This is a genomic window from Pseudomonas sp. AGC41 (assembly GCF_057334555.1).
In genome coordinates this window covers 1-14,661 of record NZ_JBHFJB010000049.1, presented here as the reverse complement: position 1 = coordinate 14,661, position 14,661 = coordinate 1, and the positions used below count along the sequence as shown (strand labels likewise).

The 14,661-nt window shown below is 61.7% G+C and carries 14 protein-coding genes; all 14 read right to left on the bottom strand.

Annotated features, from left to right (window positions below):
- Positions 1 to 93: 93 nt before the first annotated feature.
- The 14 genes from ACE04F_RS10150 to flhA all read right to left on the bottom strand — a co-directional run bounded on the left by ACE04F_RS10150 (position 94) and on the right by flhA (position 14,488).
- A complete protein-coding gene (locus ACE04F_RS10150) occupies positions 94 to 489 on the bottom strand; it encodes a DUF2802 domain-containing protein (RefSeq protein WP_305499641.1) in 396 nt (131 codons plus the stop codon).
- Between the two features lies 1 nt (position 490).
- Entirely contained in the window at positions 491 to 976 is a 486-nt protein-coding gene (locus ACE04F_RS10145; RefSeq protein ID WP_003199144.1) for a chemotaxis protein CheW, read from the bottom strand.
- Positions 977 to 1,048: 72 nt separating this feature from the next.
- The gene (locus ACE04F_RS10140; protein ID WP_486106355.1) at positions 1,049 to 1,930 is read right to left on the bottom strand and encodes a CheW domain-containing protein; all 882 of its coding nucleotides are present in this window, start codon (positions 1,928 to 1,930) and stop codon (positions 1,049 to 1,051) included.
- A gap of 96 nt (positions 1,931 to 2,026) precedes the next feature.
- On the bottom strand, positions 2,027 to 2,818 hold the full coding sequence (locus ACE04F_RS10135) for a ParA family protein (protein ID WP_486106353.1): 792 nt from the start codon (positions 2,816 to 2,818) through the stop codon (positions 2,027 to 2,029).
- A 49-nt stretch (positions 2,819 to 2,867) separates the two neighbouring features.
- The gene (gene motD / locus ACE04F_RS10130; RefSeq protein WP_486106351.1) at positions 2,868 to 3,752 is read right to left on the bottom strand and encodes a flagellar motor protein MotD; all 885 of its coding nucleotides are present in this window, start codon (positions 3,750 to 3,752) and stop codon (positions 2,868 to 2,870) included.
- Between the two features lie 4 nt (positions 3,753 to 3,756).
- Entirely contained in the window at positions 3,757 to 4,497 is a 741-nt protein-coding gene (locus ACE04F_RS10125) for a flagellar motor protein (protein ID WP_305499634.1), read from the bottom strand.
- The gene (locus ACE04F_RS10120) at positions 4,497 to 5,633 is read right to left on the bottom strand and encodes a protein-glutamate methylesterase/protein-glutamine glutaminase (RefSeq protein ID WP_486106349.1); all 1,137 of its coding nucleotides are present in this window, start codon (positions 5,631 to 5,633) and stop codon (positions 4,497 to 4,499) included. Before ACE04F_RS10120 ends, ACE04F_RS10125 begins: the two co-directional genes overlap by 1 nt.
- A 48-nt stretch (positions 5,634 to 5,681) precedes the next feature.
- Positions 5,682 to 7,937, bottom strand: coding sequence for a chemotaxis protein CheA (locus ACE04F_RS10115; protein ID WP_486106347.1), 2,256 nt, complete (start codon positions 7,935 to 7,937; stop codon positions 5,682 to 5,684).
- Between the two features lie 30 nt (positions 7,938 to 7,967).
- On the bottom strand, positions 7,968 to 8,753 hold the full coding sequence (locus ACE04F_RS10110; RefSeq protein WP_486106345.1) for a protein phosphatase CheZ: 786 nt from the start codon (positions 8,751 to 8,753) through the stop codon (positions 7,968 to 7,970).
- A gap of 18 nt (positions 8,754 to 8,771) precedes the next feature.
- Positions 8,772 to 9,143 carry a chemotaxis response regulator CheY gene (locus ACE04F_RS10105; protein ID WP_003183998.1) on the bottom strand — a complete coding sequence of 124 codons (372 nt, stop codon included), beginning with the start codon at positions 9,141 to 9,143 and terminating at the stop codon, positions 8,772 to 8,774.
- Between the two features lie 167 nt (positions 9,144 to 9,310).
- Complete coding sequence (gene fliA, locus ACE04F_RS10100; protein ID WP_003199123.1) at positions 9,311 to 10,054, bottom strand: RNA polymerase sigma factor FliA; 744 nt, start codon at positions 10,052 to 10,054, stop codon at positions 9,311 to 9,313.
- Positions 10,051 to 10,881, bottom strand: coding sequence for a flagellar synthesis regulator FleN (fleN, locus tag ACE04F_RS10095; protein ID WP_003184001.1), 831 nt, complete (start codon positions 10,879 to 10,881; stop codon positions 10,051 to 10,053). The genes fliA and fleN overlap by 4 nt, the downstream gene beginning before the upstream one ends.
- Before the next feature lie 116 nt (positions 10,882 to 10,997).
- Entirely contained in the window at positions 10,998 to 12,347 is a 1,350-nt protein-coding gene (gene flhF / locus ACE04F_RS10090; protein WP_434629250.1) for a flagellar biosynthesis GTPase FlhF, read from the bottom strand.
- Positions 12,348 to 12,358: 11 nt separating this feature from the next.
- Complete coding sequence (gene flhA, locus ACE04F_RS10085; RefSeq protein ID WP_486106342.1) at positions 12,359 to 14,488, bottom strand: flagellar biosynthesis protein FlhA; 2,130 nt, start codon at positions 14,486 to 14,488, stop codon at positions 12,359 to 12,361.
- Between the last annotated feature and the right edge of the window lie 173 nt (positions 14,489 to 14,661).

The following is a 14,661-nucleotide window of genomic DNA, read 5'->3' as shown; positions in this document are numbered from 1 at the left end:
AAGGCGTCCGGTCAGTCAGCATCTCTATTGACTGTCACACCGCTTTCGCGAGCAGGCTCGTTCCCACATTGGCCCTCGGGCGACAGAAAAATATCAGCCGCCCTTGTGCAACTTGCTCATCAATTCCGCTTCGGCCTGGGTCAGACCACACGCCTGGGTCAGTTCATCGACGCTGGCGCCCATGCCGACCAGGCGGGCGGCCTGGGCGAAGGACAGGCTGGAGGGGTCGCGCTGTTCCAGTTGCGCCAGTTTGTCCGGTAATGGCCCGACCACGGCACGCAGCTCATGGAGCGCTTCGCCCATGCGCACAGTGCCGTTCTGATAGTCGTCGACGCGCTTGGCCAGGTCGCGGATGCGCTGATCGCGCAGCGCATCGCCCTGGGCCTGCTGAGCGGCGATCTGCCGCTGGCCGCGTATGTAGGACAAGAACATTGCCAGCGTGCCTGCCCAGAAAAGGAACAGGACAATGACTGCTACCTCAAGAATCAAATCAGATACTCTCCAGTTCCGACCACTCTTCTTCGCTCATCATCTTGTCCAGTTCAACCAGGATCAGCAACTCATTGTTCTTGTTGCACACGCCCTGAATGAACTTGGCGGACTCTTCGTTACCGACATTCGGCGCGGTTTCGATTTCCGACTGACGCAGGTAAACCACTTCGGCGACGCTGTCGACCATGATGCCAACCACTTGCTTGTCGGCTTCGATGATGACGATCCGGGTGTTGTCGCTGATCTCGGCGTTCATCAGGCCGAAGCGTTGACGGGTATCGATCACGGTGACCACGTTGCCACGCAGGTTGATGATCCCCAGCACGTAGCTTGGCGCACCTGGAACCGGGGCGATCTCGGTGTAGCGCAGCACTTCCTGAACGCGCATCACGTTGATGCCGTAGGTTTCGTTATCGAGCTTGAAGGTCACCCATTGCAGAATCGGATCTTCAGAACCCTTTTGAGACGACGCCTTATCATTCATACCCTGACCCCTCGAAAAACCGCCTGTGGCGGTGTGTGTTCTGTCCGGCGGCGCCCTGCGCCCCCGGTTGTCTTATTTCGGTTTCTGGACCGGCTTGCTGCCGCCCAGGTGTTTTGCCCCGCCGCTGGCGATCAGCTCCGCCAGTTCGGAAACGTCCAGCAAGGCGCACATGTGTTCGATCACCGTACCGGCCAACCACGGCCGTTGCCCTCGATGGCTGCGCCATTTGATTTCGTTCGGGTCCAGGCGCAGCGAACGGCTGACCTGATGCACCGCCAATCCCCACTCGTAGCCTTGCACTGAAATCACGTATTGCAGGCCCTGGCGAAAATCATCGCGATAACGGTCCGGCATGACCCAGCGCGCGGTGTCCAGCACCTTCAGGTTGCCGGCCTGGCTCGGCAGGATCCCGAGGAACCATTCCGGCTGGCCGAACAACGGCGTCAATTCCTGCCCCGCCAGGGAATAAATCGATCCCAGGCACACCAGCGGCACCGCCAGGGTCAACCCGGCCACATCGAACAACAGACACTCGAACGGCTCGGCGGCCCAGGCCGGACGGTCGTCCCCCTGCACCGGCGGCGGTGTGTTGCTCGGCGGCGGCAAGTGGATTTCCACTACCGGCGTCACCAGGCCCTGCAACAACGGTGCAACGGTCGAGACCGGCGCCAGGATCGGCGCAGGTGCCTCCATCACGGCCACCTTCGGCTTGACGAGCGGCGCCTCGACCGCTGCGGCAGTCATTGAAATCCGCGCATCACGGGCCTGCTCCTCGAGCACGGCCGCCTGGAACTCATCCAGTACAACTCCAGTTTCAGCTTCGACAGGCTCGGGCAATGCCTCGACCGCGCTCGGCTGCGCTGGCAATTCTTCGGTCGCTTCCTGCAAGAGCCCGTCCAGGTAGGACTGCAAGGCCAGTTGCGGACGCGAGGTTGTCTTGATCGGGCGGTTCATAGGAACTGTGCGCCACTTGAAAAGGTTATCGGCATGGATACGTCAGGACTTGAGCGCCCACAAGCAAGCACAACGGCTGGGGAAAACTTCGTCACTTCAAGCCACCTGCTGCGGAACGAGCTGCTGGGCCAGCAGATGCTTGAGAAGCGCGCGATAGGCCAGGACGCCACGGCTCTTGCCATCGAATTGCGAAGGGGTCACGCCGGCGCGGCTGGCGTCGCGCAGACGCGTATCGACCGGGATATAACCTTGCCAGATGTCGTCCGGGTACATATCGCGCAACACGCGCAGGGTCCCGAGCGATGCCTGGGTGCGACGGTCGAACAGGGTCGGGACGATGTTGAACGCCAGGGATTGCTTGCGCGAGCGGTTGACCATCGCCAGGGTGTTGACCATGCGCTCCAGGCCTTTGACGGCCAAATGTTCGGTCTGCACCGGGATCACCAGTTGCTGGCTCGCGGCCAAGGCGTTGACCATCAGCAGCCCGAGCAAGGGCGGACTGTCAATGATGGCGTAATCGAAATCCTGCCACAGCTGCGCCAGACTCTTGGCGATCACCAGGCCCAGACCGCCCTGCCCAGGCGATTGGCGCTCCAGGGTGGCCAGGGCCGTGCTCGATGGCAACAGAGAAATCCGCTCGTCACTGGTAGACAGCAACAACTGGCCCGGCAAGCCCTCGGGCACGCCGCCCTTGTGCAGGAACAAATCGTAGTTGCTGTGCTCCAGGCTATCGGGATCGTAGCCGAAATAGCTGGTCATCGAGCCGTGGGGGTCCAGATCGACGATGACCACGCGCTTGCCCGCCTCGGCCAGCAAGCCGGCTAAAGCGATCGAGGATGTGGTTTTGCCCACACCACCTTTTTGATTGGCGACTGCCCAGACTCTCATTCGGATCGTTCCTCCCGGTCGAAATGGATTCGACCGAGAAATAGCTCGGTTATAAAGCCGGTGACGGAGAATTGACGGCGTTCTGTCTTACCGGCGACTTGACCGGGGTCGGTGCAGTTTGTGTGCCAGCCCGCTTCAATGCCGCGTCCGGTTTCGCGTTGGCGGTGCCGGTACCGGTCAGGCTGCGCCGGACATCGAGGTTGCGCGAAACCACGAGCACCACGCGCCGGTTGCGCGCGCGCCCTTCGGCGGTGGCGTTGTTGGCCACCGGCTGGAACTCACCATAACCCACCGAGGCCAGGCGTCCGGGATTGACGCCCTGCATGGCAAGCATGCGCACAATGCTCGCCGACCGGGCCGACGACAATTCCCAGTTGGTCGGGTATTGCGCGGTGCGGATCGGCTGGTCATCGGTGAAACCTTCGACGTGGATCGGGTTGTCGAACGGTTTCAGGATCGCCGCGACCTTATCGATGATATTGAACGCCATGTCGCTGGGCATCGCGTCGCCGCTGCCGAACAGCAGGCTGGAATTGAGTTCTATCTCGACCCACAGCTCGTTGCCGCGCACGGTCATCTGGTTGGAGCTGATCAGGTCGCCGAACGCCGCGCTGATGTCATCGGCAATGCTCTTCAACGGATCGGCACCACCGGCAATGCCAGCATCGACCTGTTCGCTGTCCTTGACCAACGGTTTGGCCGGGGTCGTCGTCTTCGGCCGTTCGTCGCCGATGGGAATCGGCTTGAGGGCACGGTCCGAATCAGTGAACACGCCAATCAACGCTTCGGAAATGACCTTGTACTTGCCTTCGTTGACCGAAGAGATCGAATACATGACCACAAAAAAGGCGAACAGCAGTGTGATGAAGTCGGCGTAGGAAACCAGCCAGCGTTCATGGTTGACGTGTTCTTCACTATGTCTGCGACGTGCCATGGTCTTAGTCCATGAAGCCCTGGAGCTTCAATTCGATGGAGCGCGGGTTTTCACCTTCGGCAATCGACAGGATTCCTTCCAGCAGCATTTCGCGGTAGCGCGACTGGCGCAACGCGATGGATTTGAGCTTGGCTGCGATCGGCAGCAACACCAGGTTGGCGCTCGCCACGCCATAGATGGTCGCGACGAAGGCCACGGCGATGCCGCTGCCCAACTGCGACGGATCGGCGAGGTTGCCCATCACGTGGATCAGGCCCATCACCGCGCCGATGATGCCAATGGTCGGCGCATAGCCGCCCATGCTTTCGAAAACTTTCGCCGCTTCGATGTCGCGACTTTCCTGGGTGTAGAAGTCCACCTCCAGGATGCTGCGGATCGCTTCCGGCTCGGCGCCGTCGACCAGCAATTGCAGGCCCTTGCGCGAATAGCTGTCAGGTTCAGCGTCGGCCACCCCTTCCAGACCCAGCAGACCTTCCTTGCGGGCGGTCAGGCTCCAGTTCACCACGCGGTCGATGCCGCCGGCCAGGTCGACCCGCGGCGGGAACAGAATCCACACCAATACCTGCATGGCGCGCTTGAAGGCGCTCATCGGCGACTGCAACAGCGCAGCGCCTACGGTGCCACCGATCACGATCAACGCGGCCGGACCGTTGGCTAACGCGCCGAGATGACCGCCCTCCAGATAATTGCCACCAATGATAGCGACGAACGCCATGATGATACCGATCAGGCTGAGCACATCCATTACAGGCACGCCTCGACCAGATGTCTACCGATGTCGTCCAGGCTGTAGACCGCGTCGGCCAGGTCGGCTTTGACGATCGCCATGGGCATGCCGTAGATCACACAACTTGCCTCGTCCTGAGCCCAGATCGCGCTGCCGCCCTGCTTGAGCAGGCGCGCGCCCTCGCGACCGTCGGCGCCCATGCCGGTGAGGACCACCGCCAGAACTTTGTCGCCGTAGGATTTCGCCGCCGAACCGAAGGTAATATCTACACAAGGTTTGTAGTTCAAACGCTCGTCGCCCGGGAGGATTTTCACCGCGCCACGACCATCGATCATCATCTGCTTGCCACCCGGCGCCAACAGCGCCAGGCCCGGCCGCAGGATGTCGCCATCCTCGGCTTCCTTCACGCTGATGCGGCAGAGTTTGTCCAGGCGTTCGGCAAACGCCTTGGTGAACGCCGCGGGCATATGTTGGATCAACACGATGGGCGCCGGGAAATTTGCCGGCAGTTGGGTCAGCACCCGCTGCAGCGCCACCGGGCCGCCGGTGGACGTACCGATGGCCACCAGTTTGTAGGCCTTGCGCTTGGGTGCCGGCGACGCTGCGCTGGCCGGAGCCGAGCGCGCCGGCGCCGGTGCCGGAGCACTGCGTACCGGGGCCGGATTGAAGCTGCTCGACGAGGAAGAAGACGCGGGCGCGGACGTCGGCGCAACAACCGGCGCGGGCGCCGGTGCGCTGTAGGCACTGACCCGGCGATTGCTGCGGGAAATGCTGTGGACTTTCTCGCACAGCAACTGGCGGACCTTGTCCGGGTTGCGCGAGATGTCTTCGAAATTCTTCGGCAGGAAGTCGACCGCCCCGGCGTCCAGCGCATCGAGGGTGACACGGGCGCCTTCATGGGTCAGGGACGAGAACATCAACACCGGGGTCGGGCAGCGCTGCATGATATGCCGCACCGCCGTGATGCCGTCCATCATCGGCATCTCGTAGTCCATGGTGATCACGTCCGGCTTGAGCGCCAGCGCCTGATCGATCGCCTCTTTGCCGTTGGTCGCCGTGCCGACGACCTGAATGCTGGTGTCCGCCGAAAGAATTTCCGAGACGCGGCGGCGGAAAAACCCCGAATCGTCCACCACCAGGACTTTAACTACCATAAACACTCCGTTAGACGAGGCGCGGCGCCAGGCCGCACCCCTCCAGAATCAAATACGCCGAGCGGCGTAGCGCTTGAGCATGCTAGGCACATCGAGAATCAACGCGATGCGGCCGTCGCCGGTGATGGTGGCGCCGGACATGCCCGGGGTGCCTTGGAGCATCTTGCCCAACGGCTTGATGACCACTTCTTCCTGGCCCACCAACTGGTCGACGACGAAGCCGATCCGCTGGGTGCCCACCGAAAGGATCACCACATGGCCTTCGCCTTGCTCGACATGGGCGGCGGAGCTGACCAGCCAGCGCTTGAGGTAGAACAGCGGCAGTGCCTTGTCCCGCACGATGACCACTTCCTGGCCGTCGACCACGTTGGTGCGCGACAGGTCGAGGTGGAAGATCTCGTTGACGTTGACCAGCGGGAAGGCGAAGGCCTGGTTGCCCAGCATCACCATCAGGGTCGGCATGATCGCCAGGGTCAACGGGACCTTGATGACGATTTTCGAGCCCTGGCCCTTGGTCGAGTAGATGTTGATCGAGCCGTTGAGCTGGGAAATCTTGGTTTTCACCACGTCCATGCCCACGCCACGACCCGACACGTCGGAGATCTCGGTCTTGGTCGAGAAGCCCGGAGCGAAAATCAGGTTGTAGCACTCGGTGTCGCTCAGGCGATCGGCCGCGTCCTTGTCCATCACGCCGCGTTTCACCGCGATCGCCCGGAGCACGTTCGGGTCCATGCCCTTGCCGTCATCGGAGATCGACAGCAGGATGTGGTCGCCCTCCTGCTCGGCGGCGAGGATCACCTTGCCGCTGCGGACCTTGCCCGAGGCCTCGCGCTCTTCCGGCGACTCGATGCCGTGGTCGACCGCGTTGCGCACCAAGTGGACCAGCGGGTCGGCCAGGGCCTCGACAAGGTTCTTGTCGAGGTCGGTCTCTTCACCCACCAGTTCCAGGTTGATCTCTTTCTTGAGCTGGCGAGCCAGGTCACGAACCAGGCGCGGGAAGCGCCCGAAGACTTTCTTGATCGGCTGCATCCGGGTCTTCATGACCGCGGTCTGCAGGTCAGCCGTGACCACGTCGAGGTTCGACACGGCCTTGGACATCGCTTCGTCCTGGCTGTTGAGGCCCAGGCGCACCAGGCGGTTACGCACCAGCACCAGTTCGCCGACCATGTTCATGATCTCGTCCAGGCGCGCGGTGTCGACCCGAACGGTGGTCTCGGCTTCGCTGGCCGGTTTTTCCGCAGGCGGGGCCGACGCTGCACGGGCAGGCGCAGGCGCAGGCGCTGCTGCGGCAGGCTTGGGTGTCTCGGCCTTCGGCTCCGGTGCCTTGGCGGCGGGCTTGGGCGCGGCCTTGGCGGCCGGCGCCGCAGTGGCGGCGGCCGGCGCGGCGGTGGCCGTGCCGACTTCGCTGAACTTGCCCTTGCCGTGCAATTCGTCGAGCAGGGATTCGAATTCGTGGTCGCTGATCAGGTCGCCGCCGGCGGCGGCCGCGGCTGGCTTGGCCGGGGTCGGCGCAGCAGCGATGGCCGAATCCAGCGCATCGACGGCAAAGGTACCCTTGCCGTGCAACTGGTCGAGCAATGCTTCGAATTCGTCGTCGGTGATGTCGGAGTTATCCCCCGCAGCCTTCGGCGCGGCCGGAGTCGCCGGGGCGGCAACGGCATCAGCGGCGAACTGGCCCTTGCCGTGGAGCTGGTCGAGCAACGACTCGAACTCGGCGTCGGTGATTTCATCACTGCCAGGGGCAGCAGCAGCGGCGGCTGGCGCAGCAGGTGCGGCCGGAGCCTCGGCTTCGGCCTTGACGGCACTCAGCGAGTCCAGCAGCGATTCAAATTCGTGGTCGGTAATGTCACCCGCTTCCTCGGCAACCGGCTCTTCAGCCACAGCCTCGGCAATCGGCGCGGCTTCGTCAGCCGACTGCGGCTCGGCCAGGCGCGCCAACGCAGCGAGCAGCTCGGGCGTGGCGGGGGTGATCGGCGAACGCTCGCGCACTTCGCTGAACATGCTGTTGACCGCATCCAGCGCTTCGAGCACGACGTCCATCAATTCCGAATCAACGCGACGCTCACCCTTGCGCAGGATGTCGAACACGTTTTCGGCAATGTGGCAGCACTCCACCAGCTCATTGAGCTGGAGGAAGCCGGCGCCTCCTTTTACAGTGTGGAAACCGCGAAAAATTGCATTGAGCAGATCCGCATCATCAGGTCGGCTTTCCAGCTCGACCAGCTGTTCGGACAGTTGCTCTAGAATCTCGCCGGCCTCAACCAGGAAATCCTGAAGGATCTCTTCATCGGCGCCGAAGCTCATTAATGGCTGCTCCTAAAATAGGGCTAAAACTCAAAATCCAAGGCTGGACAACAAATCGTCCACATCGTCCTGACCGGACACAACGTCTTCTCTTTTATCGGCATGAATCTGCGGACCTTCACCCTGAGAGAGATGTTTTTGTGGATCTTTTTCAGCAAGTATCGCCGCACGGTCGTGTTCGATGCCGGCAAAGCGATCAACCTGGCTGGCCATGAGCACCAGTTTGAGCAAATTGCTTTCCACTTCGGTGACCAACTGGGTCACACGCTTGATCACCTGGCCAGTCAGGTCCTGGTAGTCCTGGGCCAGCAGAATGTCGTTGAGGTTGCTCGCCACGGCGCGGTTTTCGCTGCTGCTGCGCGTCAGGAAACCGTCGACCCGCCGGGCCAACTCGCGAAACTCCTCGGCACCGACTTCGCGACGCATGAAGCGCCCCCAATCGGCACTCAACGCCTGGGCTTCCTCGCTCAGGCCGTTGACCAGCGGAGTAGCGCTTTCCACCAGGTCCATGGTGCGGTTGGCCGCGGCTTCGGTCAGCTTGACCACATACCCCAGGCGCTCGGTGGCGTCGGTGATCTGCGAGACTTCCTCGGCCTGCGGCATATTCGGATCGATCTGGAAATTGACGATCGCGCTGTGCAGTTCACGGGTGAGCTTGCCGACTTCCTGATACAGACCGCGGTCACGGGTCTGGTTGAGCTCATGAATCATTTGAACCGCGTCACCGAAGCGGCCCTTTTCCAGGCTGTCGACCAGTTCGCGGGCATGTTTTTTCAGGGTCGATTCGAAATCGCCCATTGAAGATTCGTTGTCCATAGCTCCCCCGTGGCGCCGTTAACCGATGCGTTCGAAGATTTTTTCGATCTTCTCTTTCAACGCCTGGGCCGTGAAGGGTTTGACCACATAGCCGTTTACACCGGCCTGGGCCGCTTCGATGATCTGCTCGCGCTTGGCTTCGGCAGTGACCATCAGCACCGGCAGATGCTTGAGTTTTTCGTCGGCGCGCACGTGGCGCAGCAAGTCGATACCGGTCATGCCGGGCATGTTCCAGTCAGTCACCAGAAAGTCGATGCTCCCGCTGTTGAGGACTGGAATGGCAGTGGTGCCATCGTCAGCCTCGACCGTGTTGGTGAACCCGAGGTCACGCAACAGGTTTTTTATGATCCGCCGCATCGTTGAGAAGTCATCAACGATGAGGATTTTCATGTTCTTGTCCAATTCGACCTCCAAGCAGTCTTAAACGCGCCCAGCACCTGGGCGCGCCATTTCAATCAATCCGGCACAACACTCGACAACGGTCTGGAGCACCACGGATGGAGACTGGCCCGGCACCTGCCGTGCCAGCCCCGCTCGCAGCGTCCCCACACTGCCTGTCAACGCGCTCGCCACTCCCCCAAACGCCCCCGCAAGCGGGCCGCGCACTGGCTGTGTAACTGGCTGACCCGCGATTCGCTGACCCCCAGGACCTCACCGATTTCCTTGAGGTTCAGCTCTTCGTCGTAGTACAGCGCCAAGACCAGTCGCTCACGCTCCGGCAAATTGGCAATCGCCTCCGCCAGCGCGCTCTGGAAACGTTCATCTTCCAGGTCACGCGACGGCTCCATGTGAGCACTCGCATTGTCCTCGTGCAGCCCTTCGTGCTCGCCGTCCTGCAAAAGGTCGTCGAAACTGAACAGACGGCTGCCCAAGGTATCGTTCAAAATCCCGTAATAATCATCGAGACTCAACTGGAGTTCGGCCGCAACCTCGTGATCTTTAGCGTCACGCCCGGTTTTAGCTTCAATCGCACGGATCGCGTCACTGACCATACGGGTATTGCGATGCACCGAACGTGGTGCCCAGTCGCCCTTGCGGACTTCATCGAGCATCGCTCCACGAATCCGGATACCGGCATACGTCTCGAAACTGGCGCCCTTGCTCGCGTCGTATTTGTTCGACACTTCGAGCAGGCCGATCATGCCCGCCTGGATCAAGTCTTCGACCTGGACGCTCGCCGGCAAGCGTGCCAGCAAGTGATAGGCGATGCGCTTGACCAACGGCGCATAACGCTCGATCAGTTCGTACTGGGCGTCCCGTGCCGATTTTTTGTAGAGATGGTTGTAACCGCTGGCTGTCATAACACGGGCCCTGCCGTTTGTTGCACGAGACGCTCGACGAAAAATTCCAGATGCCCGCGAGGGTTGGCCGGCAGCGGCCAGGTATCAACCTTCTGGGCGATAGCCTTGAACGCCAGCGCGCATTTGGAACGTGGAAAAGCTTCATAGACGGCACGTTGCTTCTGGACAGCCTTGCGTACGCTTTCGTCGTAAGGCACTGCACCGACATATTGTAGGGCGACGTCCAGGAAGCGATCCGTGACCTTCGTCAACTTGGCGAACAGGTTGCGCCCTTCCTGCGGGCTCTGGGCCATGTTGGCCAGGACGCGGAAGCGGTTCATGCCATAGTCGCGGTTAAGCAGTTTGATCAGGGCGTAGGCATCGGTGATGGAGGTCGGTTCGTCGCAGACCACCAGCAGGACTTCCTGGGCGGCGCGGACAAAACTGACCACCGAGTCACCGATACCGGCGGCCGTGTCGATCACCAGCACATCGAGGTTGTCGCCGATGTCGCTGAAAGCCTGGATCAGGCCGGCGTGCTGCGCCGGAGTCAGGTGAACCATGCTTTGGGTACCGGAGGCGGCCGGCACGATGCGAATCCCGCCAGGCCCCTGCAGGAGCACGTCGCGCAGTTCGCAGCGGCCTTCGATCACGTCCGCCAGCGTGCGCTTGGGGGTGAGCCCCAGCAGCACGTCGACGTTCGCCAGGCCCAGGTCGGCGTCCAGCAGCATGACCCGTCGGCCAAGCTCTGCCAGAGCCAGGGACAAGTTCACTGACACGTTAGTCTTCCCGACGCCACCTTTGCCGCCGGTCACCGCGATCACCTGTACGGGATGCATGCTGCCCATGTTCGTTCTTTACCTTGTCTTACTTAGACGGAGGCCACATTACTGGCTGCGCGTTCGCATACGGAACAATGCATGGCAGACCATCGATGTAGGTACAAAAAATATTCATGATTACCTCAGCCGACCTGCTTGGTCGGGCTGTGGTAGATGTCAGCGAACATGTCAGCCATGGCTTCGTCGCTGGGTTCTTCCTGCATTTGCACACTCACGGCACGACTGACCAGTTGATGACGGCGCGGCAGATGCAAATCATCCGGGATCCGCGGCCCGTCGGTCAGGTAGGCCACCGGTAATTCATGACCGATCGCCAGGCTCAACACCTCGCCCAGGCTTGCCGTTTCATCCAGCTTGGTCAGGATGCAGCCGGCCAGCCCGCAGCGTTTGTAGCTGTGGTATGCGGCGGTTAGAACCTGTTTCTGGCTGGTGGTTGCCAACACGAGATAATTTTTTGACTTGATGCCACGCCCGGCCAGGCTTTCCAGCTGCATGCGCAGGGCCGGATCGCTGGCTTGCAGGCCCGCGGTGTCGATCAGCACGACGCGCTTGCGCAGCAATGGTTCCAGGGCCTGGGCCAGCGACTGGCCCGGATCCACATGGGTCACCGACACATTGAGGATCCGGCCCAGGGTCTTGAGTTGTTCCTGGGCGCCGATGCGAAAACTGTCCATGCTCACCAAAGCGATGCTCTGGGCGCCGTACTTGAGTACATAACGGGCCGCGAGCTTGGCCAGGGTGGTGGTCTTGCCCATGCCGGCCGGGCCGACCATGGCAATCACCCCGCCCTCTTCGAGCGGCTCGACTTCCGGCGTGGCGATCATCCGCGCCAGGTGCGCCAACAGCATGCGCCAGGCCTGGCGAGGCTCTTCGATATCGTTGATCAGGGCCAGCAGGTCGCGGGACAACGGGCCGGACAAGCCGATGCGTTGCAGGCGGCGCCACAGGTTGGCCTGGGCCGGACGGCTGCCTTGCAGCTGGTTCCAGGCCAACGAGCCAAGCTGGACTTCCATCAGCTCACGCAGGCTGTTGAGTTCAAAGCGCATCGAGTCCAGGGCACGCGGGTCGACACCAGCGGCTGGCGCGGCTGGCGCCGGTGCTGGACGACGCGGCTCGGCCTGGGCTGGCTCGATCAGCGGTTCGGCAGCGGTCAGCGGCAGGCCGGCCGTCAGTGGCTGGCCGGCGAACAATTGACGATTGGTGCCCGCGCTGCCCTCACCTTCGCTGCTGCGCAGGCTCAGTTCGGCCTGGGCGCTGGCGATGCGCGACTGGGTCTTGCGCAGCTCATCCTCAAGCTCCATGTTCGGAACCCGCGGGGCCAGCGCCGACAGTTTGTAATCCAGGGCCGCCGTCAGCTCGACACCGCCGGCGATCCGGCGATTACCGATGATGGCTGCTTCAGCGCCCAGCTCGTCACGTACCAGCTTCATGGCCTGACGCATATCGGCGGCAAAAAAACGCTTCACTTGCATAAACCACTACCTCAGCCGTTGGGCCCTACTGTCGCAACGATGGTCACTTGCTTGTTGTCCGGTATTTCCTGGTACGCCAGCACATGCAGCCCCGGGACCGCGAGGCGCCCGAATCGCGAGAGCATCGCGCGAATCGGACCGGCCACCAGCAGGATCACCGGCTGGCCTTGCATCTCTTGCCGCTGGGCTGCCTCGATCAACGAACGCTGCAGCTTCTCGGCCATGCTTGGCTCCAGCAGAACACCCTCTTCCGAGCCCTGTCCTGCCTTCTGCAGACTATTGAGCAATATCTGTTCCAACCTTGGCTCCAGAGTGATCACAGGCAGCTCAGACTCAGTGCCTACAATGCTTTGGACGATTGCGCGGGATACGCCGACCCGCACCGCAGCCAGCAACGCGGCGGTATCTTGACTCTTCGAAGCGTTGTTGGCGATGGCTTCGGCAATACTGCGTATGTCGCGCACCGGGACCTGTTCGGCCAACAGCGCCTGCAACACCTTGAGCAACTGCGACAGCGACACCACGCCCGGCACTAGCTCCTCGGCCAATTTTGGCGAGCCCTTGGCCAATACTTGCAGCAATTGCTGGACTTCCTCGTGCCCGATCAGCTCGCTGGAGTGCTTGTACAAAATCTGGTTCAAGTGCGTCGCCACCACGGTGCTCGCGTCTACCACGGTATAACCGAGGGATTGCGCCTGGGCCCGCTGGCTGATTTCGATCCACACCGCTTCCAGGCCGAAAGCCGGATCCTTGGCGGTAATACCGTTGAGCGAACCGTAGACCTGTCCTGGGTTGATCGCCAGCTCACGGTCGGGATAGATCTCGGCTTCGGCCAGGATCACGCCCATGAGCGTCAGGCGATAGGCGCTTGGCGCCAGGTCGAGGTTGTCGCGGATGTGCACGGTGGGCATCAGGAAGCCCAAGTCCTGGGACAACTTCTTGCGCACGCCCTTGATCCGAGCCAGCAATTGACCGCCCTGGTTGCGGTCGACCAGTGGAATCAGGCGGTAGCCGACTTCCAGGCCGATCATATCGATCGGCGTTACGTCATCCCAACCCAACTCTTTGGTTTCCATGGCGCGCGCCGGCGACGGCAGCAGTTCCTGCTGACGCTTGACCTCTTCCAGCGCCTGGACCTTTTGCCCGTTCTGCTTCTTCCAGAACAGGTAGGCGCCACCGGCAGCCAAGGCAGCCATGCTCAGGAACGACACGTGGGGCATGCCCGGCACTATACCCATCACCGCCATCAGGCCGGCCGCTACGGCCAGGGCCTTGGGCGAAGCGAACATCTGGCGATTGATCTGCTTGCCCATGTCTTCGGAACCCGAAGCACGGGTCACCATGATCGCGGCAGCTGTGGATAACAACAGTGATGGCAATTGCGCCACCAAACCGTCACCGATGGTCAGCAGGGCGTAAACCCTGCCAGCGTCACCGAACGTCATGCCGTGCTGGAAGATACCGACGGCCATACCGCCAATGAGGTTGATGAACAGGATCAGCAGGCCGGCGATGGCGTCGCCGCGGACGAACTTGCTGGCACCGTCCATGGAACCGTAGAACTCGGCTTCCTGGGCCACGTCAAGACGACGCGCCTTGGCTTGGTTCTGGTCGATCAGGCCAGCGTTGAGGTCGGCGTCGATCGCCATTTGCTTGCCGGGCATTGCATCGAGGGTGAAACGTGCACTCACCTCGGAGATCCGCCCGGCGCCCTTGGTCACCACGACGAAGTTGATGATCATCAAGATGGCGAAAACCACGATACCGACCACGTAGTTACCGCCGATCACCACCTCACCGAACGCCTGGATCACCTTACCGGCGGCGGCGTGGCCGTCCTGGCCGTGAAGCATGACCACGCGGGTGGACGCCACGTTCAGCGCCAGGCGCATCAGCGTGGCGACCAGCAGGATGGTCGGGAATACAGCGAAATCCAGCGGCCGCAGAGCGTATACACAGACCAGCAGGACCACGATGGACAGCGCAATGTTGAACGTGAAGAACACGTCGAGCAGGAACGGCGGTATCGGCAGCATCATCATGGCGAGCATGATCAGCAGCAACAGCGGCACACCCAGATTCCCCCGGCTGAGGTCGGCTACGTTGCTGCGTGCGGTGCTGAATAACTGAGAGCGATCCACCAATATTCCCCGTTCCTGTGAAGCAAACTTTTGACGCCCGGAGGGGGCGCAGACGGGGTATTGCAAGAAGCTTTCCAACTTTTGCAAAAGCTTGAAATAGAAAGGCCGAAGCGACTTCAACCCTGTGGGAGCGAGCCCGCTCGCGAAAGCGGTTTGTCAGTCGGCGCCTGTAT

Excerpts from the sequence above, each read along its gene's own strand:
- ACE04F_RS10145 (WP_003199144.1), bottom strand. The coding sequence starts at position 976 with ATGAATGATAAGGCGTCGTCTCAAAAGGGTTCTGAAGATCCGATTCTG.
- ACE04F_RS10140 (WP_486106355.1), bottom strand. The coding sequence starts at position 1,930 with ATGAACCGCCCGATCAAGACAACCTCGCGTCCGCAACTGGCCTTGCAG.
- ACE04F_RS10135 (WP_486106353.1), bottom strand. The coding sequence starts at position 2,818 with ATGAGAGTCTGGGCAGTCGCCAATCAAAAAGGTGGTGTGGGCAAAACC.
- motD (WP_486106351.1), bottom strand. The coding sequence starts at position 3,752 with ATGGCACGTCGCAGACATAGTGAAGAACACGTCAACCATGAACGCTGG.
- ACE04F_RS10125 (WP_305499634.1), bottom strand. The coding sequence starts at position 4,497 with ATGGATGTGCTCAGCCTGATCGGTATCATCATGGCGTTCGTCGCTATC.
- ACE04F_RS10120 (WP_486106349.1), bottom strand. The coding sequence starts at position 5,633 with ATGGTAGTTAAAGTCCTGGTGGTGGACGATTCGGGGTTTTTCCGCCGC.
- ACE04F_RS10115 (WP_486106347.1), bottom strand. The coding sequence starts at position 7,937 with ATGAGCTTCGGCGCCGATGAAGAGATCCTTCAGGATTTCCTGGTTGAG.
- ACE04F_RS10110 (WP_486106345.1), bottom strand. The coding sequence starts at position 8,753 with ATGGACAACGAATCTTCAATGGGCGATTTCGAATCGACCCTGAAAAAA.
- ACE04F_RS10105 (WP_003183998.1), bottom strand. The coding sequence starts at position 9,143 with ATGAAAATCCTCATCGTTGATGACTTCTCAACGATGCGGCGGATCATA.
- fliA (WP_003199123.1), bottom strand. The coding sequence starts at position 10,054 with ATGACAGCCAGCGGTTACAACCATCTCTACAAAAAATCGGCACGGGAC.
- fleN (WP_003184001.1), bottom strand. The coding sequence starts at position 10,881 with ATGGGCAGCATGCATCCCGTACAGGTGATCGCGGTGACCGGCGGCAAA.
- flhF (WP_434629250.1), bottom strand. The coding sequence starts at position 12,347 with ATGCAAGTGAAGCGTTTTTTTGCCGCCGATATGCGTCAGGCCATGAAG.